Origin of the sequence: Staphylococcus schweitzeri (genome assembly GCF_002902405.1) — a bacterium.
Classification (GTDB): Bacteria; Bacillota; Bacilli; order Staphylococcales; family Staphylococcaceae; genus Staphylococcus; species Staphylococcus schweitzeri.
Genome location: NZ_PPQS01000039.1, coordinates 100,672 through 124,248 on the forward strand (window position 1 = coordinate 100,672; position 23,577 = coordinate 124,248).

At 32.0% G+C, this 23,577-nt stretch carries 28 protein-coding genes; 1 reads left to right on the forward strand and 27 read right to left on the reverse strand.

Annotated elements, in window-relative coordinates:
* The 11 genes from CD116_RS08530 to mtnN form a co-directional block, all read right to left on the reverse strand.
* Nucleotides 1-462 (reverse strand): ComE operon protein 2, encoded by a 462-nt coding sequence (locus CD116_RS08530; protein ID WP_000439693.1) that lies wholly within the window; start codon nt 460-462, stop codon nt 1-3.
* 91 nt (nt 463-553) lie between these two features.
* Nucleotides 554-1,231, reverse strand: a complete 678-nt coding sequence (locus tag CD116_RS08535) for a helix-hairpin-helix domain-containing protein (RefSeq protein ID WP_047549148.1) — start codon at nt 1,229-1,231, stop codon at nt 554-556.
* 48 nt (nt 1,232-1,279) lie between these two features.
* Complete coding sequence (locus CD116_RS08540; protein ID WP_047549145.1) at nt 1,280-1,996, reverse strand: class I SAM-dependent DNA methyltransferase; 717 nt, start codon at nt 1,994-1,996, stop codon at nt 1,280-1,282.
* A 2-nt stretch (nt 1,997-1,998) separates the two neighbouring features.
* Entirely contained in the window at nt 1,999-2,352 is a 354-nt protein-coding gene (gene rsfS, locus CD116_RS08545; RefSeq protein ID WP_047448138.1) for a ribosome silencing factor, read from the reverse strand.
* Nucleotides 2,353-2,937 (reverse strand): bis(5'-nucleosyl)-tetraphosphatase (symmetrical) YqeK, encoded by a 585-nt coding sequence (gene yqeK / locus CD116_RS08550; RefSeq protein WP_047530078.1) that lies wholly within the window; start codon nt 2,935-2,937, stop codon nt 2,353-2,355.
* Nucleotides 2,927-3,496, reverse strand: a complete 570-nt coding sequence (gene nadD, locus CD116_RS08555) for a nicotinate (nicotinamide) nucleotide adenylyltransferase (RefSeq protein ID WP_047549143.1) — start codon at nt 3,494-3,496, stop codon at nt 2,927-2,929. Before nadD ends, yqeK begins: the two co-directional genes overlap by 11 nt.
* A gap of 2 nt (nt 3,497-3,498) precedes the next feature.
* Nucleotides 3,499-3,789, reverse strand: coding sequence for a ribosome assembly RNA-binding protein YhbY (yhbY, locus tag CD116_RS08560; protein ID WP_047549141.1), 291 nt, complete (start codon nt 3,787-3,789; stop codon nt 3,499-3,501).
* A 4-nt stretch (nt 3,790-3,793) separates the two neighbouring features.
* Entirely contained in the window at nt 3,794-4,600 is an 807-nt protein-coding gene (gene aroE, locus CD116_RS08565; protein WP_047549139.1) for a shikimate dehydrogenase, read from the reverse strand.
* 12 nt (nt 4,601-4,612) lie between these two features.
* The gene (yqeH, locus tag CD116_RS08570) at nt 4,613-5,713 is read right to left on the reverse strand and encodes a ribosome biogenesis GTPase YqeH (RefSeq protein WP_047549136.1); all 1,101 of its coding nucleotides are present in this window, start codon (nt 5,711-5,713) and stop codon (nt 4,613-4,615) included.
* The gene (locus tag CD116_RS08575; RefSeq protein ID WP_047530072.1) at nt 5,714-6,241 is read right to left on the reverse strand and encodes a YqeG family HAD IIIA-type phosphatase; all 528 of its coding nucleotides are present in this window, start codon (nt 6,239-6,241) and stop codon (nt 5,714-5,716) included. It lies immediately after the preceding gene.
* A gap of 19 nt (nt 6,242-6,260) precedes the next feature.
* Nucleotides 6,261-6,947: a 5'-methylthioadenosine/S-adenosylhomocysteine nucleosidase gene (gene mtnN / locus CD116_RS08580; RefSeq protein ID WP_047549133.1), complete on the reverse strand. Its 687-nt coding sequence runs from the start codon at nt 6,945-6,947 to the stop codon at nt 6,261-6,263.
* 310 nt (nt 6,948-7,257) lie between these two features.
* Here mtnN and CD116_RS08585 point away from each other — a divergent pair, with 310 nt between their 5' ends.
* Entirely contained in the window at nt 7,258-7,527 is a 270-nt protein-coding gene (locus CD116_RS08585) for a hypothetical protein (protein ID WP_047549132.1), read from the forward strand.
* Between the two features lie 389 nt (nt 7,528-7,916).
* On the opposite strand, the gene CD116_RS08590 is transcribed toward CD116_RS08585, so the two are convergent.
* The 16 genes from CD116_RS08590 to alaS all read right to left on the reverse strand — a co-directional run bounded on the left by CD116_RS08590 (nt 7,917) and on the right by alaS (nt 23,401).
* On the reverse strand, nt 7,917-9,137 hold the full coding sequence (locus CD116_RS08590) for a Fic family protein (RefSeq protein WP_047549127.1): 1,221 nt from the start codon (nt 9,135-9,137) through the stop codon (nt 7,917-7,919).
* A 292-nt stretch (nt 9,138-9,429) separates the two neighbouring features.
* A complete protein-coding gene (locus tag CD116_RS08595; protein WP_047549124.1) occupies nt 9,430-10,662 on the reverse strand; it encodes an NRAMP family divalent metal transporter in 1,233 nt (410 codons plus the stop codon).
* An 11-nt stretch (nt 10,663-10,673) separates the two neighbouring features.
* Nucleotides 10,674-11,426: a 5-oxoprolinase subunit PxpA gene (pxpA, locus tag CD116_RS08600; RefSeq protein ID WP_047549121.1), complete on the reverse strand. Its 753-nt coding sequence runs from the start codon at nt 11,424-11,426 to the stop codon at nt 10,674-10,676.
* Entirely contained in the window at nt 11,426-12,787 is a 1,362-nt protein-coding gene (locus tag CD116_RS08605) for an acetyl-CoA carboxylase biotin carboxylase subunit (RefSeq protein WP_047549117.1), read from the reverse strand. Before CD116_RS08605 ends, pxpA begins: the two co-directional genes overlap by 1 nt.
* A 13-nt stretch (nt 12,788-12,800) precedes the next feature.
* Nucleotides 12,801-13,250 carry an acetyl-CoA carboxylase biotin carboxyl carrier protein gene (locus tag CD116_RS08610; protein WP_047549114.1) on the reverse strand — a complete coding sequence of 150 codons (450 nt, stop codon included), beginning with the start codon at nt 13,248-13,250 and terminating at the stop codon, nt 12,801-12,803.
* A gap of 4 nt (nt 13,251-13,254) precedes the next feature.
* Complete coding sequence (locus tag CD116_RS08615; RefSeq protein ID WP_047549111.1) at nt 13,255-14,256, reverse strand: 5-oxoprolinase subunit C family protein; 1,002 nt, start codon at nt 14,254-14,256, stop codon at nt 13,255-13,257.
* The gene (gene pxpB, locus CD116_RS08620; protein WP_047549108.1) at nt 14,246-14,980 is read right to left on the reverse strand and encodes a 5-oxoprolinase subunit PxpB; all 735 of its coding nucleotides are present in this window, start codon (nt 14,978-14,980) and stop codon (nt 14,246-14,248) included. Before pxpB ends, CD116_RS08615 begins: the two co-directional genes overlap by 11 nt.
* Nucleotides 14,981-15,440: 460 nt before the next feature.
* Nucleotides 15,441-15,917 carry a transcription elongation factor GreA gene (gene greA / locus CD116_RS08625; RefSeq protein WP_047426335.1) on the reverse strand — a complete coding sequence of 159 codons (477 nt, stop codon included), beginning with the start codon at nt 15,915-15,917 and terminating at the stop codon, nt 15,441-15,443.
* Between the two features lie 27 nt (nt 15,918-15,944).
* Nucleotides 15,945-16,568 carry a uridine kinase gene (gene udk / locus CD116_RS08630; RefSeq protein WP_047530050.1) on the reverse strand — a complete coding sequence of 208 codons (624 nt, stop codon included), beginning with the start codon at nt 16,566-16,568 and terminating at the stop codon, nt 15,945-15,947.
* Nucleotides 16,568-17,836: a peptidase U32 family protein gene (locus CD116_RS08635; RefSeq protein ID WP_047549105.1), complete on the reverse strand. Its 1,269-nt coding sequence runs from the start codon at nt 17,834-17,836 to the stop codon at nt 16,568-16,570. The genes udk and CD116_RS08635 overlap by 1 nt, the downstream gene beginning before the upstream one ends.
* Nucleotides 17,837-17,847: 11 nt before the next feature.
* Nucleotides 17,848-18,771 (reverse strand): peptidase U32 family protein, encoded by a 924-nt coding sequence (locus CD116_RS08640; RefSeq protein WP_047549102.1) that lies wholly within the window; start codon nt 18,769-18,771, stop codon nt 17,848-17,850.
* 2 nt (nt 18,772-18,773) lie between these two features.
* Nucleotides 18,774-19,412, reverse strand: coding sequence for an O-methyltransferase (locus CD116_RS08645; protein ID WP_047448163.1), 639 nt, complete (start codon nt 19,410-19,412; stop codon nt 18,774-18,776).
* Nucleotides 19,413-19,692: 280 nt separating this feature from the next.
* Nucleotides 19,693-20,001 carry a DUF1292 domain-containing protein gene (locus CD116_RS08650; protein ID WP_000134779.1) on the reverse strand — a complete coding sequence of 103 codons (309 nt, stop codon included), beginning with the start codon at nt 19,999-20,001 and terminating at the stop codon, nt 19,693-19,695.
* A 14-nt stretch (nt 20,002-20,015) separates the two neighbouring features.
* Complete coding sequence (ruvX, locus tag CD116_RS08655; RefSeq protein WP_047426327.1) at nt 20,016-20,444, reverse strand: Holliday junction resolvase RuvX; 429 nt, start codon at nt 20,442-20,444, stop codon at nt 20,016-20,018.
* Nucleotides 20,445-20,447: 3 nt separating this feature from the next.
* Nucleotides 20,448-20,708 carry an IreB family regulatory phosphoprotein gene (locus tag CD116_RS08660; protein WP_000426912.1) on the reverse strand — a complete coding sequence of 87 codons (261 nt, stop codon included), beginning with the start codon at nt 20,706-20,708 and terminating at the stop codon, nt 20,448-20,450.
* A 62-nt stretch (nt 20,709-20,770) separates the two neighbouring features.
* Nucleotides 20,771-23,401, reverse strand: a complete 2,631-nt coding sequence (gene alaS / locus CD116_RS08665) for an alanine--tRNA ligase (RefSeq protein ID WP_047549099.1) — start codon at nt 23,399-23,401, stop codon at nt 20,771-20,773.
* Between the last annotated feature and the right edge of the window lie 176 nt (nt 23,402-23,577).

The window sequence follows — 23,577 nt, forward strand, 5'->3', positions numbered from 1 at the left end:
TTATCCTTTAGTCAGATATTTAGCAACATATTCTGGTGAAAATGGGATCTTTTTGAATTCAATACCAGATTGTTTTAGTAATTTTGTTGCATATTCATGATTATGATAATCTTCAGCATAATATATGCGTTTAATTCCTGCTTGAATTATTGATTTCGTACAATTTAGGCATGGAAAATGTGTAACATAAATGGTAGCACCTTCTGTAGATACACCTTGTTTCGCACACTGTAATAAGGCATTCATTTCAGCATGTATCGTTCTAATACAATGCCCGTCTTCAATTAAACACCCTTCATCAATACAATGTACTTCACCAGCTACAGAGCCATTATAACCACCGGCTATAATACGATTATCTTTAACAATTGTTGCGCCTACAGATAATCTTTGACAAGTTGATCGCAATGCCAATAAATGACTTTGTGCCATAAAATATTCTTCCCACTTGATTCTTTCCAAGATGTTCACCTTCCATACATAAAATTTAGTAACTTTTTCTATTAATATAAGATTAATCACTAAAAATCAAATTTGCAATCAAAATAATCTTTTATATTGCAAAATATGATTTCAATTTTTCGAAAGTCTTACTGCCAAAACCTTTCACTTTCTTCAACTCTTCAATATCTTGAAATGCACCTTGCTGATTACGATGCTCTATAATAGCGTTCGCTTTAGTTTGACCCACACCTGGCACTGACATTAACTCTGATGCTGAGGCTGTATTTAAATTCACTTTGACATTGGTATTTGATTGACCGACTTGTGATTTGTTTGTTCCAAGCTGTGATTCAACATTTTTTTGACCTTTGCGTGGAATATAAATCATTTTTTGATCTGTTAATTTTTCGGACAAATTAATTTGACTTACATCTGCATCTTCTAACAACTCTGCTTTATTTAGTAAATCAATCACTCTATCTACAGATGACATTTTATAAACATTCGGATGTTTAATAGCACCCTTTACATCTACATATACAGGCCCTTTATTTTTAGTGCGTTTGTCACCATCTTTATTTTGACCTTCAACTAATTTAATATCGTTATTATCAGTATTAAGCTGTTTAAATGATGCATCATTATTATTAACTTTATTATTTTGTAACTGATGATCTTGTCGCCAGAAAATAAATCCTGCTAATAAAACAAATGACACTATAGCACTTATAATGTAGACCTTCCATTGATTAAAAAAATTTTTATATCGTAATAAAAATTGATACAACAAAACCACTCCTCAACTTTATACACGGCTGAGCAAGTGGTTTTACTTTTATTTTTTGGCGATAAAAAATAATCTATCTGCATGTTCATTATGTTCATTTTCATCAAAGTCTGTAAAAGATTTAATATGATTGAATCCAATTTCTGTCAACCATTTTAAATAAGTTCCTTCTTCGAATGTCCTTTGGAAATGTGACTCGTCAAATCTAGAATATGTTTGGTCTTCATTTCGTATGAAAAATGACATATCGTGATAAACACTTAATGGTAAGTCACCTTGAATCGCATCCCATGCCAAAAAGATTCCGTCTCTATCATCAATATAACTTTTGTTATTAAACAATGTCATCATTTTGCGTACTGTATGTACATCAAACATAAATATTCCTGATTCATTCAAATGATTATATACATTTTTAAATGTCTCGATGACAGCATTCTCATCTTGCAAATAGTTTAGAGAGTCACAAAATATTGTGATAACATCAAATGTTTGCTGTAAATCAAAAGAAGTCATGTCACCTTCAATCCAATTAACACTTGTTGATTTTTGAGATGCAACAGTTAGCATATCTACGCTTAAATCCATGCCAGTCACTTGACCTAGATCTAATAATTGCACAGTCAAACTTCCTGTCCCACAACCAATGTCTAAAATATTTGATTCATGCCCACAATAATTTGCAACAAGTTCAAACCATTTTTCATAAGGTTGATCTTGTGTTAATTGATCATACACTAAACTCATTTCTGCATATTGTGACATAATTAATACGCAACCTGACCATAAGTTTCTAATGGTGCATCTTGATATAATTTTTCAATATTATAATAATTTCTTTCATCTTTATGGAAAACATGTACTACAACATCCGCTAAATCAATTAAAATCCAGCGCGCTTCGTTGTATCCTTCCATACGTTTTACTTCAACATTTTGTTCGTTAGCAGCTTCTTTAACTGCTCGAGCAATTGCTTGAACTTGGCGTTCATTATTTCCATGAGTTACAACAAAATAATCAGTCATATCACTAATATTTTTCATTTCTAATGAAATAATATCTTCGCCTTTTTTATTGTCAACTGCATTCACTGCAATTGTTAATAATTCTTGTGAATTCATTTAATCATCCTTTATTCTTTCGTCGCTATAATTGTAATAATTCAAACAATCAATTGTCTTATTATATACTGTAATGTCTTTTTGAATTAAAAATAATACTGTTCGTTTAGAAATTTCATAAATTGTTTTATCTAAACTACCTTGATTGTATGCCATATCCCGGATATCCTCAACTCCTGGTATTGTTCTTCCAGGTTCGATATAATCGGCAATAAAAATCAACTTTTCAGTTTTTGTCATTTGTTGACGACCTGTAGTATGATACTTAATCGCCATTAAAACTTCCTCATCATGAATACCATATTCATGCTCCATAATCGCTGCACAAACCGGGCCATGCAAGATTTCACTGCCATAACTTAGTAAATCATTGCCTAATTCATATTGTCTAACAATTTGATACATTTTTCCTAAGTCATCATACTTACATAAATCATGTAAGACACCTGCTAATTCTGCTTTATTAGCATCTCCATCATAAATCTCAGCAAGTTTAACTGCTGTTTCTGCCACTCTTAAAGAATGATTGAAGCGTTTTTCGGGCAATTTTTCTTTGGCAAGCCGTTTAGCTTTTTCAATGTTCATATAATCCTTCCCCCTTAATATAATTTTCAACGGATTTAGGAACAAGAACTTGGATGGATTTTTTTGCTTTAACTCTTTGTCTTATCATTGTAGAACTTATATCTACCCTTGGTATCTGAACGGCAATCATATTGCTATCAACATTTTGAATATTTTTACCTCTATTTACAACTATAAAAGTCACAATTTCTTTCAGGATTTCAATTTGATACCATTTTTCCAACTGATCATATTGATCCGTCCCAATTACAAAATACAACTTACTTTCCTTGTGTAAATCTTTAAATGCCTTTATTGTGTCATAAGTATAGCTTTGACCGCCTCGTTCAATTTCTAAGTCACATATTTTCCCAAAACCAAGTTCATCAATCACTAACTGTATCATCGTTAATCTATGATGGACATCAAGAAAATCATGATGTTGTTTTAACGGTGACATAAAACTAGGTAAAAAATAAAATTCATCTGGCTTTAGTTCATGAAAAACTTCACTAGCTACTAACATATGTGCAGTATGAATTGGATTAAATTGCCCACCGTAAAGTACAATTTTCTTCATTGTTATGGTAATTCAATCTCTTTATTTTCTTTAGATTCTCTATAAATAACAATCATTGAACCAATTACTTGCACTAATTCACTATGTGTAGCTTCACTTAATGTTTGCGCTAATTCTTTTTTATCATCAAAATTATTTTGTAAAACATGAACTTTAATTAGTTCTCTATTTTCCAAAGTATCATCAATTTGTTGAATCATATTTTCATTGATACCGCCTTTTCCAATTTGAAAAATAGAATCAATATTATGTGCTAAACTTCTTAAATATCGTTTTTGTTTGCCTGTAAGCATAGTGTTATTCTCCTTTTAATTTTTCTAAAACTGCTAATTTCATACAGTTAATATCAGCTTCTTTACCTGTCCATATTTTAAAACTTTCAGCACCTTGATAAACAAACATATCTAATCCATTATAAATCGAATTTCCTTTTTGTTCTGCCTTTACTAAGATTGGTGTTTTGTAAGGTATATAAACGATATCACTCACTAAAGAATGCTGTGAAAGGTGCTTCAATTCGATAATACTTTCATTATTTTCTGCCATACCAGCTGGGGTAGTATTAATCACAATATCAAATTCGTCTAAATACATTTCAGCATCGTTTAAAGTAATTTGATTCACATCTGAATTCCAAGATTCAAAACGAGACAATGTTCTATTCGCGACTGTCAATTTATGCTTTACAATTTTAGATAATTCATAAGCGATGCCTTTACTTGCACCACCTGCACCCAAAATTAAAATATACGCATTCTCTAAGTCTGGATAAACTTGGTATAAACCTTTAACATAACCAATACCATCTGTATTATACCCTATCCACTTACCTTCTTTTATCAAAACAGTATTTACAGCACCTGCATTAATTGCTTGTTCATCAATACTATCTAGATATGGCATGATACGTTCTTTATGTGGAATTGTAACATTGAAGCCGTTTAATTTTTTTTCAGAAATAATTTCTTTAATCAAATGAAAATCCTCAATAGGAATATTTAGAGCATCATAAGTATAGTCTAACCCTAAAGACTTAAAGTTTGCATTATGCATCGACGGTGATAAAGAATGCTCAATTGGACTACCGATAACTGCAAATTTCATTTTTAAATCACCTTACAAAATAGAATTTCTTAATACTACATCAACATTTTTAGGAACACGAACAATAACTTTTGCTCCTGGCCCAATAGTTATAAAACCAAGCCCAGAAATCATCACATCACGCTTTTCTTTACCAGTTTCAAGTCTAACAGCTTTAACTTCATTAAGATAAAAGTTTTGAGGATTTCTTGGTGGCGTTAATAACTCACCTAATTGATTACGCCATAAATCATTTGCTTTTTCTGTTTTAGTTCGATGTATATTCAATTCATTTGAAAAGAAACAAACTAATGGACGCTTGCCACCTGATACATAATCAATTCTCGCTAATCCACCAAAGAATAATGTTTGTTCTTCATTTAATTGATAAACACGTTGCTTGATTTCTTTTTTAGGCATAATAATTTTCAATTCTTTTTCACTCACTAAATGAGTCATTTGATGGTCTTGAATAATACCTGGTGTATCGAACATAAATGAAGATTCATCTAAAGGAATATCAATCATATCCAAAGTTGTGCCTGGGAATCTTGATGTTGTTACTACATCTTTCTCTCCGACGCTTGCTTCAATTAATTTGTTGATTAACGTTGATTTACCTACATTTGTTGTTCCTACAATATACACATCTTCATTTTCTCTTACTTTCGCAATTGAACTTAATAAATCATCGATACCCCAGCCTTTTTCTGCTGAAATTAACACGACATCATCTGCTTCTAGTCCATATTTTCTAGCAGTTCGTTTTAACCATTCTTTAACTCGACGCTTATTAATTTGCTTCGGTAATAAATCTAATTTATTTGCCGCTAAAATAATCTTTTTATTTCCGACAATACGTTTAACTGCATTAATAAAAGATCCTTCAAAGTCAAACACATCAACAACATTAACGACAATACCTTTTTTATCCGCAAGACCTGATAATAATTTTAAAAAGTCTTCACTCTCTAACCCTACATCTTGAACTTCATTATAATTTTTCAATCGGAAACAACGTCTACAAATCACGTCATCACGAAACATATTATGCTCTGGTACATAACCAGGTTTATCTTTATCTTCTGATTGAAGTGGCGCACCACAACCGATACATTTTAAAATGTCAGACAATCAATTTTCCTCCCATGTGATATAACCTTTTTTACTGAAATGACGTAATAATCGTCTTTCAATTAATCTATTAAACTTTGTGATAAAACCATCTGTACGTTTAACTGGAACAACCATAATTGTATACAATCCTCGACGATTCCCACCGAATACATCAGTTAGCATTTGGTCCCCAATAACGACCGTTTCATCCGGTCTAATATTCATTTTGGTCATCGCTTTATCAAATGCTTTCCCCATTGGCTTTCTTGCTTTAAATATAAAATCGATGTCTAAATGCTTACTAAAACTCGCAACACGTGTTTCGTTGTTATTAGATACAATTGTGACTGTGATACCTTTTTGATTAGCTTCTTTAAACCAAGCTTTAACACGTTCTGTAGGTTCCTTAACATCCCAACCTACTAATGTATTATCCAAATCTGTTATGATACCTTTCACGCCTTTGTCAACTAACTTGTCTAAATCAATTTGAAATATTGATTGAACATATGAATTCGGCATAAAATACTTGCGAACTAAACCCATTCAACTCACCTTTACCTTTTTATAATTGAGAAACTAATGCTTCAACTGTTTGACTAGATGATACTGCTGCTTTTTCTAAAAATGCTTCAAAACTAATTTCAGCTTCTCCATTTGCCAAGTCAGAAACAGCTCTCACAACAACAAACGGTACTTTGAATTGATAACATGTTTGCGCAATTGCTGTTGCTTCCATTTCAACCGCCATAGCATTTGGAAATACTTTTTTAATCTTCTGACGTTGTTCTACACTACCAATAAAACTATCTCCACTCACTATCAAGCCTACTTTAGCTGATAATTTTTGTTGTTGTACAACTTGAGATACTTTTTCTATTAAAGATTTACTTGATTCAAAAATAGCTGGCATCTGTGGTATTTGACCAAATTCATAACCAAATGCTGTTGCATCTGCATCATGATATTTTAAATCATCACTTATAAGCACGTCACCGACATTTAAACTTTCATCTAAAGCTCCAGCAGAACCTGTATTAATAATGATATCCGGTTTAAACTTATTAATTAGTAATGTCGTAGAAATTGCAGCATTAACCTTTCCAATGCCACTTTGGGTAATCACTACTTCTTTTTCTTGTAAAATACCAGTATAAAATTTAACATGTGCAATTGAAATCTCGCTTAATTGTGTTAATTTATTTTTTAATATTGTAACTTCTTCTTCCATGGCACCAATTATACCAATCATTGTCTGATTCACCTCATTTATAAAATCCTAGCATTTGTTATTTTATCACATTTTAATCACTACCACGATAAGTATAATGATTTTCATCATAGTGCTAATATTTTGCAAACTTTAGCTTAATTTAACTTTCTATAAACAAACTAATTATGAAATTCTTAACTGAAGATTATATTAGTGGTGCTAATTTATTCATTGCATTCATTTTTCAAAATGAGAAAATAAAATGATACATCAAACAAAGATTCCTTTATTAATCAAGATGAAAATGATATGTTTAGATAAATAACGATGAAAATATGAGGGATGTATAATGGCACAAAACAATCAAAACAACTATGTAACAAAGATAGCCACTTGGGGTAGTTTTATCGCAATTGCTTCATTTATTATTTTATTTGTGAGCATTTTTTTAAAATTCACTTTTAATGTCCAGTTTTTAACACTGGTTATGAATATTTGTCGATATACTTTGATTTTGGGATTCATAATGATGTCATTGCCTGATATTGTTGAGAAAAATATTAAGAAAATTTTATTTGATGCATTTATCGTTATCGTTTTTATTTTCTTTTTACTATAGGAAATGTGAATCATTGTTACAAAACTAATCATTAGTATTTCATTAATTCTTACATCTGACCAGTTGTTAAAATCATCTGGTTTTTTATTTTGTTCTATCATACAAACACTACAGCCAGCCTAAACAATTCCATAACAATCTATACATTTTTCTATGATTACGCTAATAATAATTAAAAACCTATATCTCAGAAAAATTCTAATTTCATATATTTACTGGTAGCAAAGTCAACTTAACATTTCTAGAACTACCTTGCGATTTTTACCAAACAAAAAAGTAGCACACGTAACATGTGCCACTCACTATCATTTCTCTCCATTTTTTTCACCTTACAAAGAAAATGTATAAAACATAATAGTATTGGTGAAAATAATTTCTGTATCTCAAACTCATCTTAAAATCATATTTAAAAACTCGTCACTAATCTCATAAATTGCTGGTCTATTTTTAACTTTAACTAAATACTGATTGTATTTTTTAATTGTGTTATTAATTTTAACTCTACCAACACCCAATACGTTTTCTATATCAATTAAAGATAATCTATTCCTTTTATTACCAAATAATTTATCCATTGATAAGAGATACAAAAATTTATAGTCAATCCTTTTATAATGAATTTCCAAATAGCGTGTTAATTTTTCAGTCGCATCCATTTTAGGTATCAAATCATCAAGTATTCTATCTTGTCCCATTATTAATAAATCAAGCATAATTTCAATAAACCCTGTTAAATCACCACAATTCAAATAATTTGAAGCATTTATAAATGCTTTATAATATTTTGATTTATTTCTATTAATTGCATACGAAAATGTCAACGCAGTATAGTTATCATAATAGTCACTTAAAAGTTTTGTTATTATAAATCTTCCAACTCTACCATTACCATCATAAAACGGATGAATGTATTCAAACAAATAATGACTAGCCATAATTTTAAAAGGTTGGGGTGCATCAAAATATTTTAAAAACGTCAGCATTTCACCAATATATTCAATAATTTTAGTTTCAGGTACTAAACCTACATGTATATATTTATTCGTCGATCCATCATGCACTCCAACAAAATTTTTACGGAATAAATCCCCATCTAACTTATCTTGTTCATTTATTTCTCTCGAAACTAATTTATCATATATTTCTCTAATGTCTCTAACACTAGAGATTCTTATTTTCTGACTAAGTTCAATTTCTTTATATTGGTCCACTAGTCCTCTAAACTTTAAAAAATCTGATGATTTATTATTTAGTGCATGTGCAATTTCTTTTTTTGTACTAAATACGTTTTCAATTTCATTAGTACTTTGTAACTCATCAATTAATAAATCGTTAAAATATTGTTCTCTAACTATATACGGTACAGAATTTAGTGCTCTATCGATTCTTCTACTATTTACAGAAATTAATTCTTGCTTTTTTGATAAGTTTTTAGTAACCATGAAAAACAAAGGATACTTCTTATTTACAACCTTTTTCCCATTTTCCATAGGCGTAATATTGATATTAGTATTGAATGAAGCTAAAGAATTAAACCTTTTGTAATACTCTTCTTTCATTTTGCTTTCATTGTATTCATGAAAAATACTTTTTAAAGTTCTATAGCTCAAATTCAATCCCCCCTACGTAAAAATGTATTTTTTGACATGAAAATCAATTTTCAATTTATTAGATAAATTTTATCACGTTTATTATCTAAAAACTATATAAACAATTAGCTTCTAAATTAACTCCAATATTTTATTTCCTCGCAACAAAAAAGCAGCACACGAAACATGTGCCACTCACTTATTCAAAATAAATTCACTTGTACAGTTTAAAATATAATTTCAATAATCAAACATTATCGTAACCATTAAAATTAACTTCTTGAAAAGTTAAAACCCAAAACTATTAGTCATTCTAAAACAACTGGAGCACTTCTTTGAATGAGAATATACCCGTCAATATTGTAACAAGTACTGCAACGATACCAAATACAAACATCCAATTTGGGTGCTTATAATCACCGACAATTGATTTCTTTTTACTAGCAACTAAAATTGCTCCTAACGTAATAGGTAAAATCCATCCATTTATCGCGCCTGCTATAATTAATAGACTGATTGGTTTTCCAATTAATAAGAAAATCATTGTTGATATAACAATAAACACGATGACAATTAAATTACTTCTTTCATTAAGTGATTTATGAAGTGTTTTTAAAAATGTTGCACTAGTATATGCAGAGCCAATTACGGATGACATGGCTGCAGCAAATAACACAATACCAAATATGTTTTTGCCAATTGGACCGATTGCATGTTCAAACACTGATGCTGGTGGGTTGTCAGCACTTAACGTAACACCTGTTACAACAACACCTAAAACTGCTAAGAATAATAATGCTCTCATAACACCAGTTGTCAAAATACCAGCGATTGCTGATTGATTTACAAAAGGTAAATATTGCTTACCTTTAATTCCTGAATCTAAAATACGATGTGCACCTGCAAACGTAATGTATCCACCTACAGTTCCACCAACCAAAGTAATAATTGGCAATACTAATTTCATTGGATGTTCTGGTACAAAGGTATGCACAAATGCATCACCATAAGGTGGATTAGAAACAAACATTACATAAGCGACTACTAATATCATTACAATTCCTAGAATCATTGATACGATGTCCATAATCTTTTGTCCACTTTTACTAACAAAAATCAAAATTGCAAATACTGCAGTAATCGCTGCGCCCCATTTTACATCTAATCCAAAAATGGCATTTAAACCTAACCCAGCACCTGCAATATTACCAATGTTAAAAGCAAGTCCACCAAAGGCGATTAAAATCGAAATTACAGTACCTAATCCTGGAATAACTTTATTTGAAATTTCTTGACCTCTTAAACCAGTCACTACTAAAATACGCCAAATATTAATTTGCGCACCTATATCAATAATGATTGATAATAAAATTGCAAATGCAAAACTAGCAAAAAATTGCGATGTAAACACAGCAGTTTGTGTTAAAAATGCTGGACCAATGGCGGAAGTTGCCATTAAAAATACTGAACCTAATAATAATCTTTTATGAGTTTTAGTAAATTCAAAGTCAGTTCCATGCTGTTTATTTTTTAAATTTCTCCCCATGTTTAAGCCCCCTATAAGGATTGAATATCAATGCCTTCTTTCGTTAATACTTTTCTTATTTTTGCTACAAAATCTATAGCATGAGCACCATCACCATGCACACAAATTGTATCTGCTTGTAACGTTATTTCTTTTTTATTTTTCGAAATGACTTTATTTTCTTTGACCATTTTCAAAACTTGATTTAATGCTTCTTCAGTATCAGTGATAACCGCATCACTTTCTCTCCTACTAACTAACTGTCCATTATCCTCATATCGTCTATCAGCAAAAACTTCAGATGCAGTAATGAGGCCAACATTTTTTGCTTCAGAAATTAAAAATGAATTTGCCAAGCCAACTAAGACTAATGAGGAATCAAAGTCATACACAGCTTGCGCAATCACTCTTGCAATCGCTTTATCTTTCGCTCCCATCTGATATAAAGCCCCATGTGGCTTTACGTGACTGATTCTAACTTGATAAATTTGACAAAATCCTTGTAATGCACCTAATTGGTAAATCATCAGATTATAAATTTCATCTAAAGATATATCCATATTTCGTCTACCAAACCCCTTTAGATCGGGTAGGCCTGGATGTGCGCCTATAGCAACGTTATGTTCTTTAGCTAGCTTAACAGTTTCATTCATTACATTTTCATCACCTGCATGAAAACCACAAGCAATATTTGCACTTGTAATTAATGGAATAATTTGATGATCACCGCCAAAGGAATAATTTCCATATGCTTCTCCTAAATCACAATTCAAATCGACTCGCATTATAATTCCACCCCTTTTACTATTTGGTGCTTTTCTAAAAATTTAATATCAACATCTTTCGCATCACCATCGCAATAAGCTGGATAATTTAATACCGCATATAAAAAATCTGCTGTTGTTGAAAAACCTTCAATAACCATTTCATCTAATGTAACTTTTAATTTTTCAATTGCAGCAGCTCTATCACGCGATTTTACGATAACTTTTGCAACTAAGGAATCATAGTATGGCGATACTTGGTAACCGTGATATAACAAAGAGTCAATACGTACATTAAAACCTTGAGGTAAATGTAAACCGGTTACTTTACCTGGCGTTGGCATAAATTTCTTTTCTGGATTTTCAGCATTAATTCTCGCTTCTATAACATGACCATTAAATCTAATGTCTTCTTGTGTAAAAGGTAGTCGGTCGTGCTCAAGTAAAAATAGTTGAGCTGCAACTAAATCCCTTTCTGCCCTCATTTCAGTAACTGTATGTTCTACTTGAATTCGCGCATTCATTTCAATAAAGTAATGCGCATCTTCTGTTACTAAAAATTCTATCGTACCAGCACTTCTATAATCAGCAGCACGCGCTACCTTTACTGCATCATTACAAATTTGTTGTCGTCGCTCTTCTGAAAGTGTCGCGCAAGGTGATTCTTCTATCAATTTTTGATTTTTACGTTGTACTGAACAATCACGCTCACCTAAGTGCACATAATTATCTTTACCATCACCCATAATTTGCACTTCTACATGCTTTGCCACAGGAATAAAAGCTTCTACATATACACGATCATCATCAAAGTATTTTTGTCCTTCACTTTTAGCTTCTTTAAAAGCTTTATCAAGATCTTCGGCACGTTTAACAATGCGAATGCCTTTACCACCGCCACCACTTGCGGCCTTAATTACAACCGGATATCCGATATCTTTTGCAAGAGATTCTATTTCAGAAACTTCATTGATAGCATCATTAGAACCTGGAATAACTGGAACACCAGCTTGATGTACTGTTTGCCTAGCTGTTATTTTATCTCCCATCATTTGCATTGTTTCCTTAGTAGGACCTATAAACAAAATGTTATGTTCTTCAACAGCTTGAGCAAATTTTGTTGATTCTGATAAGAATCCATATCCTGGATGAATTGCATTTGCACCTGTTGTTTCTGCAGCTGCAATTATACGGTCTATGTTTAGATAACTGTCTAAAGCATTGGCTTCACCAATACATATAGCCTGATCTGCTAAATGAACATGTAAACTTTGTTCATCACCTTTCGCATACACAGCAACAGTATCTATTCCCATTTCTCTGCAAGCACGTATAATTCTTACAGCGATTTCACCCCTGTTTGCAATTAAACAACGAAGCATTTGTTTTCCCCCTTTACTTTATACGCACTAAAACTTGATCATATTCAACATTTGTTCCATGATCAGTTACTATCTCTATAATTTTTCCAGAAATATCGGATGTTACTTCATTTAATACTTTCATTGCTTCAATGTATCCAATAACATCGCCTTTATTTACTGTATCCCCAACTTTAATCTTTGGTTCAGTAAGTTCTTTACTATCTTGTAAGAAAAATGTACCTACCATTGGCGATTTTATTTCTTTACCTTGATCTGTATGTGTGTCACTCTTACTCTCATTTTTATCGGCCGCTACTGTTCCATTTTCATTGTCTCGATTATGGTAATTGCTATAAACTGATGTAGGTTGGTCTTCTGTAAAATCAATTTCAATTTCATCATCAAAGTTTTTATATTTAAATCTTTTTACATCATAATCCTTCACTAACTTTATAATTTGTTCGATTTTTTCAATATCCATTTTATTAGTCCCCTTTTACTAATGTTGCTAATTTTTTTGAAGTTTGACGCATGTTTAAGGTATCAAAGACTGGTGACACTTGATTTTCCTTTAAAATTTCATTAAATATAGACATTTGTTCTCGATTCTTTTTTTCTGCCTCATGAAAAGAAATCCATTTAAACTGTACCTGGTCTTTCGGTTTCATCTGTGCCAATTTTCCTAAGTCAAACTTGCATACAGTTGCAATTTTAGTGTATCCACCAATTGTTTGTTTATCATTCAACAAAATAATCGGCTGTCCATCATTAGGTACTTGAATGCTTCCTAAAGCAACTGGTTCAGAAATAATATCTGCATGGTTAATTGGTGCAACATTTTCACCTTCCAAGCGATAACCCATACGATCTGATTGTTCCGTTATTGTGTATGGAAGATTTACCAGTTTTTTTATAGCTTCTTCTGAAAAAGACTCAATTTGTGGTCCTTCAAGTATGTGTATAATATTATTTTCTGGAAGTAAATTTAAGTTAATACATTTACCAATGTTTTCTTTAAAATGTTGGTTCATATTTATTGCAATTAAATCATTCGAAAGCAAACTTCTACCATTATATCCACCTATACCACTTCGAGTATGTGTCGCATAACTCTCAGCAATTAAAGGAACATTAATTGGCTTACCAAATGTGATATATCCACGCGCCCCTTCTGTGATTTGACCAATTTTTAAAATATCTCCTTTATTTACAAATACGACTGTGTACATTGGAACCGACTCATAATTAAGTGTCGCATTTACAGTACCACCAGTAAGTACAATTGTATTTTGCGTATTAAATTGAATTGTCGGTCCAATTACGGTATATTCAATCGCAGGCCCATCGTTCCCAATTAAAGACTGTGCAACTTTAAAACTAAGCTGATCCATAGCGCCTGCACCAGAAAATCCTATATGTTCAAAACCTCTTCGACCTTTATCTTGTATCGTAGAAAATAAACCAGGTTGTAATATTTTAATAGTCATTTTCTGTCACCACCAAATCAGCAAAGTTAAACTTATCTTCCAAAATATCTTTTTCTATTTGTTTATATTCATTTTCATCTATTTCATAAAACTGAATCCAATCACCAGCTTCATATAAAGTCATTGGATTACGTTTACTACTAAAAACTGTAATAGGCGTTCGTCCAATAATTTGCCAACCTCCTGGGGAATCAAGTGGGTACAAACCGGTTTGATTGTTCGCAATACCTACAGAGCCAGCTTTTATTTTTAGCCTAGGCTCATTACGTCTAGGTGTATGAAGAGATTCATCTAAACCGCCTAAATAAGGGAATCCAGGCATAAAGCCCAGCATATATATTAAATAGGGTTTATCTGTATGTTTTTCAATAACCTGTTTAGTTGAAATTTGATTATACTCTGCAACTTCTTCAATATCTGGACCAAATTCCCCACCATATCGAACAGGTATTTTAATAATACGTTTATGCTGCTTCACATCAATGATATTTTTATCGTCGAATTTTGTAAGTTCTAAATTTTCAATTAATTTAGAAGCTGAAATAGCTTGATCATCAAAATATATTAGAATGGCACGATATGATGGTACAATATCTTGAACCGCTGAAATATTCTTTTCACTTATCCAACGCATCATTGACATAACATTTTGATAAGTTACTTCAGTTATTTCATTTTCAAAATAAATCATGATTGTTTGCTCGTTAATAAATCTTATATCCACATTAAATCCCCCTTTGTATTGCAACAGAACACTATTGAATACCTTTTCATTGTATCATTGTGATACCCGAGTTGTTTAATAAGTAATTATAATCGTATACAATAACAAATGATGATCGAGGTCGGGACAAAAGCATTTAGGATTTGAGCAGAACAGAACGATGAGCAAAATTGTTTTCCAAATTTTGTCGAATCGTGAGAGTTTCTGTCGAAAATCCTGCTTTTAGGACGCCGTTAATCGGTTTCCCAGAGCACAATGACTTTATGTCTCAATCTCATCATTTTCTTTCAAAGAATTAAAATTAAGTAGTGACCATAAACTATCTCTTCTTCAAATCATTAACCAGTGGAGTATGCAACTTTGTCATAAGCCATTGCAAGAAATTCAGCATAATAAAAAAGACTACGACCAACGCATGTTTAACATACATCGACCATAGTCTAAATAGATTTATTATTAATTATTGAATTTTAACAATTTTAACATTTATTTCTCCACCATTTGGTAAAGGTACACGAACTTCATCATCTAACCCTTTACCAATTAAAGCTTTAGCCATTGGTGATTCGTTAGAAATTTTGCCATTAAAAGCATCAGATTCTGCTGAACCTACAATTTGATAACTTTCTTCTTCATCACCTGGTAGCTCAACAAATGTTACAGTTTTACCAATTTGAACAACATTGTTATCGCCAGTATCTTCAATGATTAATGCATTTCTTAACATATGTTCAATACGTTGAATATCTTGTTCTATAAACCCTTGTTCATCTTTTGCTGCATCATACTCTGAGTTCTCTGATAAATCACCGAATGAACGTGCTACTTTAATTTTTTCTACTACTTCTGGACGTTTTACCGTTTTTAATTCTTCTAATTCACGTTCTAGTTTTTCATAACCCTCTTGAGTCATTGGATATTGCTTTTGATTTTCCATAATGTCATCTTCCTTTACTGAGTTATACTATTGTTTACTAACTAAAGATTGAATTTTCGTTGTCATGATATCTATTGCAACTTTATTACTACCACCTTCAGGAATAATTATATCAGCATATTTCTTCGTTGGTTCAATAAATTGGTCATGCATAGGTCTAACAACGCTTAAATATTGATTGATTACAGAATCCATTGAACGGCCGCGTTCCTTAGTATCTCGTGTTAAACGACGTAGTATTCTTAAATCAGCATCTGTATCAACATATATTTTAACATCCATCATATCACGTAATACCTTATTTTCTAAAGCAAAAATACCTTCTACGATGATAACATCTTTAGGTTTAAAATCAATGGTAATGTCACTTCTTGTATGGCTAGCATAATCATATGTAGGTACTTCTACTGCTTTGCCATTTTTTAAATCTTTAAGATTTTCGATTAATAAATCGTTATCAAACGCAAACGGATGGTCATAATTGGTTTCTAGTCGCTCTTCGAAAGTCAAGTGCGTTTGGTCTTTATAATAGTAATCTTGTGCTAACAATGCAACACTATGCCCTTCTAGATTTTTCATAATTTCATTTGTTACAGTTGTTTTACCTGAGCCTGATCCACCAGCTATACCAATGATTGTAGTAGCCTTCATTAGCCAATTTCCTTTCTCATCATGTTGTTTGGATATATCGGGCGATCCACTTTAATTTGAACGATTTGTAATGGATGGCGCGCCGCGTCTAAGCTGTTACCTTCTTCATCATAAATTGCTTCTACTACTTGTGTAAATGTTTCAATTTCTGGACCAAAGAATTCAATTTCTTGACCTGGTTTAAAATTATTACGTTGTTGAATCGTCGCAATTTTTGTATCTTCATTATAATCTAAAACTAATCCACAAAAATCAAATGGCGACTTTTTCGATTGTTGCTGGCCAAACATTTGCTCTTCGTAACCTGGCGTTCCTTCAAAAAATGCTGGCGCAGTATCTCTATTTGCACACTTATCTAATTCAATTAACCACTCTGGGTTAATTTTGAAGTTTTCAGGGTCAGCTGCATAGGCATCAATAACTTTACGATATACTGAGACGACTGTCGCAATATAATGAATTGATTTCATACGTCCTTCAATTTTCAATGAATCTACACCTATATCCATCATTTGAGGAATAGATTCGATTAATTTTAAATCTTTTGGACTCATCGCAAATGGTGTTACTCCACCTTGATTATAAAATACATCAAGTTCACCGTTATCATCAACTTCTAATAATTCATAATCCCAACGGCAACTTTGACAACATCCACCACGATTCGAATCTCTTGCAGTCATATGATTACTTAATGTGCATCTTCCTGAATAAGCAATACACATCGCACCATGGATAAATGCTTCGATTTCAATATCAACTTTTTCTTTCATTTCACGCATTTCCATAGCGCCTGTTTCACGTGCTAGTACAACACGATCCAACCCTTCTTCTTTCCAATATTCTACAGCTTTGTAATTAGAAAGCGATTGTTGTGTTGATAAATGGATTTCAAGTTTTGGTGCAACTTCTTTACATGTTTCTATAATTAATGGGTCCGCAACAATAATCCCAGTTGCCCCAGTCTTTTCTAGATTACGTAAATATGTTCCTAATCCTTCAATATTCTCATCATGTGCAATAATATTAGTTGTTACATAAATTTTAGCACCGTAACGATTTGCAAATTCAACACCTTCAGCTATTTCTTCCATTGTGAAATTATCAGCATTAGAACGTAGTCCATATTCTTGACCGCCTAAAAATACTGCATCTGCACCATAATGAACAGCAATTTTTAATTTTTCTAAGTTTCCTGCAGGTGCTAATAATTCTGGTTTCTTCATAACTGTTTTAGGAGTTGATTTAATCTCTTCAATTGTTTTCATAATTCTCCTCCTTAGTATACTGTCTGTTTATATAAGAAACCTTCGTCAAATGGGCGATGATCAGGTTGAATTTCTTCTATTGGATCCATCAACATAAATTTCTCATCTTCATAAATTTCAGGGTCTTCATTGTATAAATCTATCGCGTGACGATACTGTTCCGTTACAACATTAATATATTCTTCTGTTTGTAAAATACCATCTATTTTAAAAGCGTCTATACCAGCTTCAAAAAATGGTGCTAATTCTTCAATTAAGCAAATATCATTCGGTGACATAATATGTGTCCCATTATAATCTTCATATACAGGATAATTATTTTGTCTTTCTTCATCGTAAAGTAATAAAGATTGTTCATCATTGCGACGTTCTATTTTCATCTGACGATCTTGGAAAGTGTAATAATTACCAAGTAACATACGTTTAGATTGGAACATACATGTCATACCTTGGACTTGAACTTCTATTTCAACATCTGAATTTTCTTTAATATTTATGATTTCATCTAAATTTAATTCACGTGCTAAAACAGCTCTAGACGCCCCTCTTTTACCCCAGTAATTACATTGAAAATGGTTTGTTACTAACGTTTCTGCATTCCAATGAAGTTGAATAGGATTTTCTTGAGCTTTAACATACATCACTACAGCTGGATCTCCGAATATAATTCTATCTACCCTTATTTCATGTAAAAAATTAATATAATCTTCTACAGCATCTAAATGATAATTATGGAATAAACCATTAACAGCTGCGTATACTTTTTTACCATTTTCATGCGCTAACGCAACAGCTTCTGTCATTAGTTGTCTATTGAACTCCCCAGGAAGTCTTAAGCCAAACTTTTGTTCACCAATTACAAAAGCATCTGCACCTATATCAATAAGTGTTTCCATGTGGTTTAATGACTTGGGTGTGACAAGTAATTCTGTCATATTCATTCTCCTTTAATTGAAATCGCTAATCCGTCATCTATATTTAAAAAATTCGTTGTATATCCCGGTTGCTGTATTAACCACTCATTATAATCTTGAACTTTTTTAACCATCTGTCTTACATTTCTCGACCTAACGATTCCAATATCTGAAACGAAACCGTGATATAAAACATTATCTGTAATAACGAGACCTTGTTGTTTTAAAAGTGGTGTATATATTTCAAAAAACTTCTTCGATTGCGCTTTTGCTGCATCAATAAATATCATATCATAAACTTTGTCATTTACATTTTCAAATTGCTCTAATGCATTACCTTCAATTAAACGAATTTGATTTTCAAGTTTAAACTCAGCAAAATTTTGTTTCGCATACTTAATCATCGTCTCATTACGCTCTATAGTAGTGACATGAATATCATTAGATAATGAAGCAAATTGCATAGAACTATATCCTATTGCTGTGCCAATTTCTAAAATATTTTTAATATTATTCATACGAATCAATTGCTTAATCAAATCTAATGTTAAACGATCTACGATTGGCACTTCATTTACTTCGGCAAATTCGCGCAATACTTCAATAGAAGTATTTTGATGTTGATGTAAATCTGTTAAATATTTTTTATTTAGATCATCCATGTTTTAAACTTCCTTTATGTAAAATAAGTCAATATGATTATGACAATAAAATAAATCAGCCTTCACAATTGATTTTGATCGTGCCAATCAATTAAATGACTGATTTCGTGTTAGACGCAATGCTATTTTATTCTTAGAAGCGAATCATTCATATAAAAATTAACTTTAGATATTTTACCATATTTTAAACAAAATTATAAGCGTTAATTAAATATGAATTATTGACATCAAAAAACTCTTGCTTAACCATCTATAGGCAAGCAAGAGTGACTTGTGTTTTTTATTCTTCCATTTCTGTATTAACGACTTCTTCAATCATATCCCATTCTTCATCAGTTTCGATTGGTACTAATTTACCACCGTCACCTGACTCATCTGGTTCGTTAATCATTGGTACAAGTTCAATCATGTCATCTTCATCTGATTGTGCACCTTCTTCAGCTAAAATAACGTATTCTTTTTTGAATTCCGGATGATAAAATTCTAATACTTTACGGTATAAAACTTCATTACCTTCTTCATCAAATAAAGTTAATAATTCCTCTTCATTATTAATTTCTAGTTGTGAATCATGATTATGTTCAGTCATAGTAAAATCTCCTTTTAATGTAGTGAATCTAAATAGCCTTGTAAAATAAATACTGCTGCCATTTTATCAATCACTTGTTTTCTTTTTTGTCTTGAAACATCTGCTTCTAATAATGATCGTTCAGCAGCCATTGTGCTTAATCTTTCATCCCACATCACAATTTCAATAGAAGGGCAAGCTTCTTGCAATTTCTCTTTATATGTTAGAGATGCCTCCCCACGAAAACCTATTGAATTATTCATGTTTTTAGGTAGTCCTATTACGACTGTACCTACGTTATGTTTCTTAATAATGTCCGATAATTGTTCAATACCTAGTTCATTATTTTCTTCATTGATACGGAGTGTGTCTAATCCTTGTGCCGTCCAACCCATTAAATCACTAATTGCAATTCCTACAGTCCTACTACCAACATCTAGTCCTAAAATTTTATGCTGTAACATAAATTATTTATTTTGCTCTTTTAAATAGTATGAAACAAGTTCTTCCATAATGACATCTCTATCGATATGACGAATTTGGTTTCTTGCTTCATTTTGGCGTGGAATATACGCAGGGTCACCTGATAATAAGTAACCAACAATTTGGTTAACGGCATTATATCCTCGTTCATCTAATGTACGATAAACATTATTTAAAACATCTCTAACGTCTTGTGTTGGAAGCTCTTCATAGTCGAATTTCATTGTTTTATCAAAGTTTTCCATTTGCGACACTCCTTTAATTACAAATATAACTCACTATCATCATACAATATTATGGCTTTAAATTATAGATTTTTAATGTAATCTTTAATAAAGCTTAATGATTTTGAGATATTTTCAGGTTGTGTACCGCCACCTTGAGCCATATCTGGACGACCGCCACCTTTACCGCCAACGATTGGTGCCATTTCTTTTATAAGGTCACCAGCTTTAACTTGGTTCGTTAAAGATTTAGGGACAGTTGCAACCATTGATACTTTATCATCAACATTACTTGCAAGAATGATAATTGTATCTTGTAGTTTAGATTTAAAATCATCCATTGTCGAGCGAATTGCTTTAGCATTTGGCACATCGACTTCCGTTACCAATACTTTAAAGCCATTAATCTCTTCTACTTGATCATCAATATTACCCATTTTAAGTGCAGTAATTTCTTTATCACGTTGCTCTAATTGTTTTAATAAGTTTTTCTCTTCGTCTTGTAATTGAGTCAATTTATCAACAACTTGATCATCAGATTTAACTTTAAGATGTAACTTCATAGTATTAAATTTATTTTGAATGCCTTCCAAATATAAAAATGCTGCTTTTCCAGTTAAAGCTTCAATTCTACGAACACCTGCACCTGTACCTGACTCACTTACAATTTTGAACAAACCAATTTCAGAAGTATTGCGTACATGGATACCACCACATAATTCAATTGAAAATGGCGCCATATTTACTACACGTACAACATCACCATATTTCTCACCAAATAATGCCATCGCACCCATTTCTTTAGCAGATGCAATATCCATTTCTTGAATATTTACGTCGATACCTTTCCAAATTTCTTCGTTAACAAGTCGTTCAACTTGATCAATTTCTTCATTTGTCATAGGTCCAAAATGAGAAAAATCAAATCGTAAACGATCTGCTTCTACTAATGAACCTGCTTGGTTAACATGCTCACCTAAGACTGTCTTAAGTGCAGCATGTAGTAAATGTGTAGCACTATGGTTCTTTTTAATGTCACGTCGGTCATTTTGATTTACTTCAGCAGACACAGTCACACCGACATTAACTTGACCAAATTGTACCACACCTTTATGCAAGTTTTGACCATTTGGTGCTTTTGTTACTTCGCTAACAGCTATTTCAAAATTATCGTTAAATACTATACCTGTATCTGCAACTTGTCCACCACTTACCGCATAAAATGGTGTTTCTGTTAACATGAAATACACTGTTTCGCCCGCTTCAACTTGGTTTACTTCTTCACCATTATATATCAAGTGTGTTAGTGTTGTTTGAGCTGTCGCAGTATCATAACCAACAAAAGTACTTGCAGATGTAATATTTTTCAATACTTCACTTTGAACTTGCATTGATTGAGAATTTTGACGTGCTTGACGTGCTCGGTCACGTTGTTGTTGCATTTCCGACTCAAATGTAGTCATATCAACGTTTAATCCTTCTTGAAGCGCAATTTCTTCAGTCAATTCAATTGGGAAACCATACGTATCATATAATTTAAATGCATCTTTACCATCAATTTCATTCGTTGATGTTTTTGCATTCTTAATTAATTCATTTAAAATTGCTAAGCCATCTTCTAATGTTTCATGGAATCGCTCTTCTTCAGATTTGATAACACGCTTAATAAAATCTGTTTTTTCTTTAACATTTGGATAGTAAGGTTCCATAATATCTGCAACAATATCAACTAATTTATACATAAATGGTTCGTTGATTCCTAATGTTTGACTAAATCTTACAGCACGACGTAATAAACGTCGTAACACATAGCCTCGTCCTTCATTTGCAGGTAATGCACCATCTGAGATTGCAAATGCAATTGTACGGATATGATCAGCAATAACTTTAAAAGCCACATCTTGCTCATTATTCACTAAATATTGTTTGCCTGAAACTTTTTCAATTTCATTCATAATTGGCATAAATAAATCTGTTTCATAGTTTGTACGAACATTTTGAGATACTGAGGCCATACGTTCAAGCCCCATGCCGGTATCAATATTTTTATTAGGTAATGGTGTGTAACTGTGATCTTTATTATGGTTGAATTCACTGAACACTAAATTCCAAACTTCAAGATAACGTTCATTTTCTCCACCAGGATACATTTCTTCAGCTGGGTCATCTTGCCCGTATGCTTCACCACGATCATAGAAAATCTCAGTATTTGGTCCAGAAGGTCCTTCACCAATGTCCCAGAAGTTACCTTCAATACGAATAATACGACTTTCTTCAAGACCGATATCATTATGCCAAATATTATATGCTTCCATATCTTCTGGATGAATTGTGACATACAGCTTATCTGGTTCCATACCCATCCATTTGTTACTTGTCAAAAATTCCCAAGCAAATTCAATCGCTTCTTTTTTAAAGTAATCACCAATTGAGAAGTTACCTAGCATTTCAAAGAATGTATGGTGGCGCGCTGTGAAACCAACATTTTCAATATCATTTGTACGAATTGCTTTTTGAGAGTTTACAATTCTAGGTTTTTTAGGTATTTCACGACCATCAAAATATTTCTTTAATGTTGCTACACCTGAATTAATCCATAATAATGTATCATCATCAATCGGTACTAAAGGTGCTGAAGGTTCTACCATATGTCCTTTTTCAACAAAGAAATCAAGATATTTTTGTCTAATTTCACTCGCTTTTAACTTTTTCATCATTTACACATCCTATTTACTGTTTTTAAAATTTCATTCCATAAAAACTGATAACACAGATAATCGATTTAATTATACCGTCGACAAAAAATTTGCATATGTTTTATCTTATAAAACATAAAAAACGCCCATCCTCAAAAGGGACGAACGTTATCGCGGTACCACCCTAGTTATAA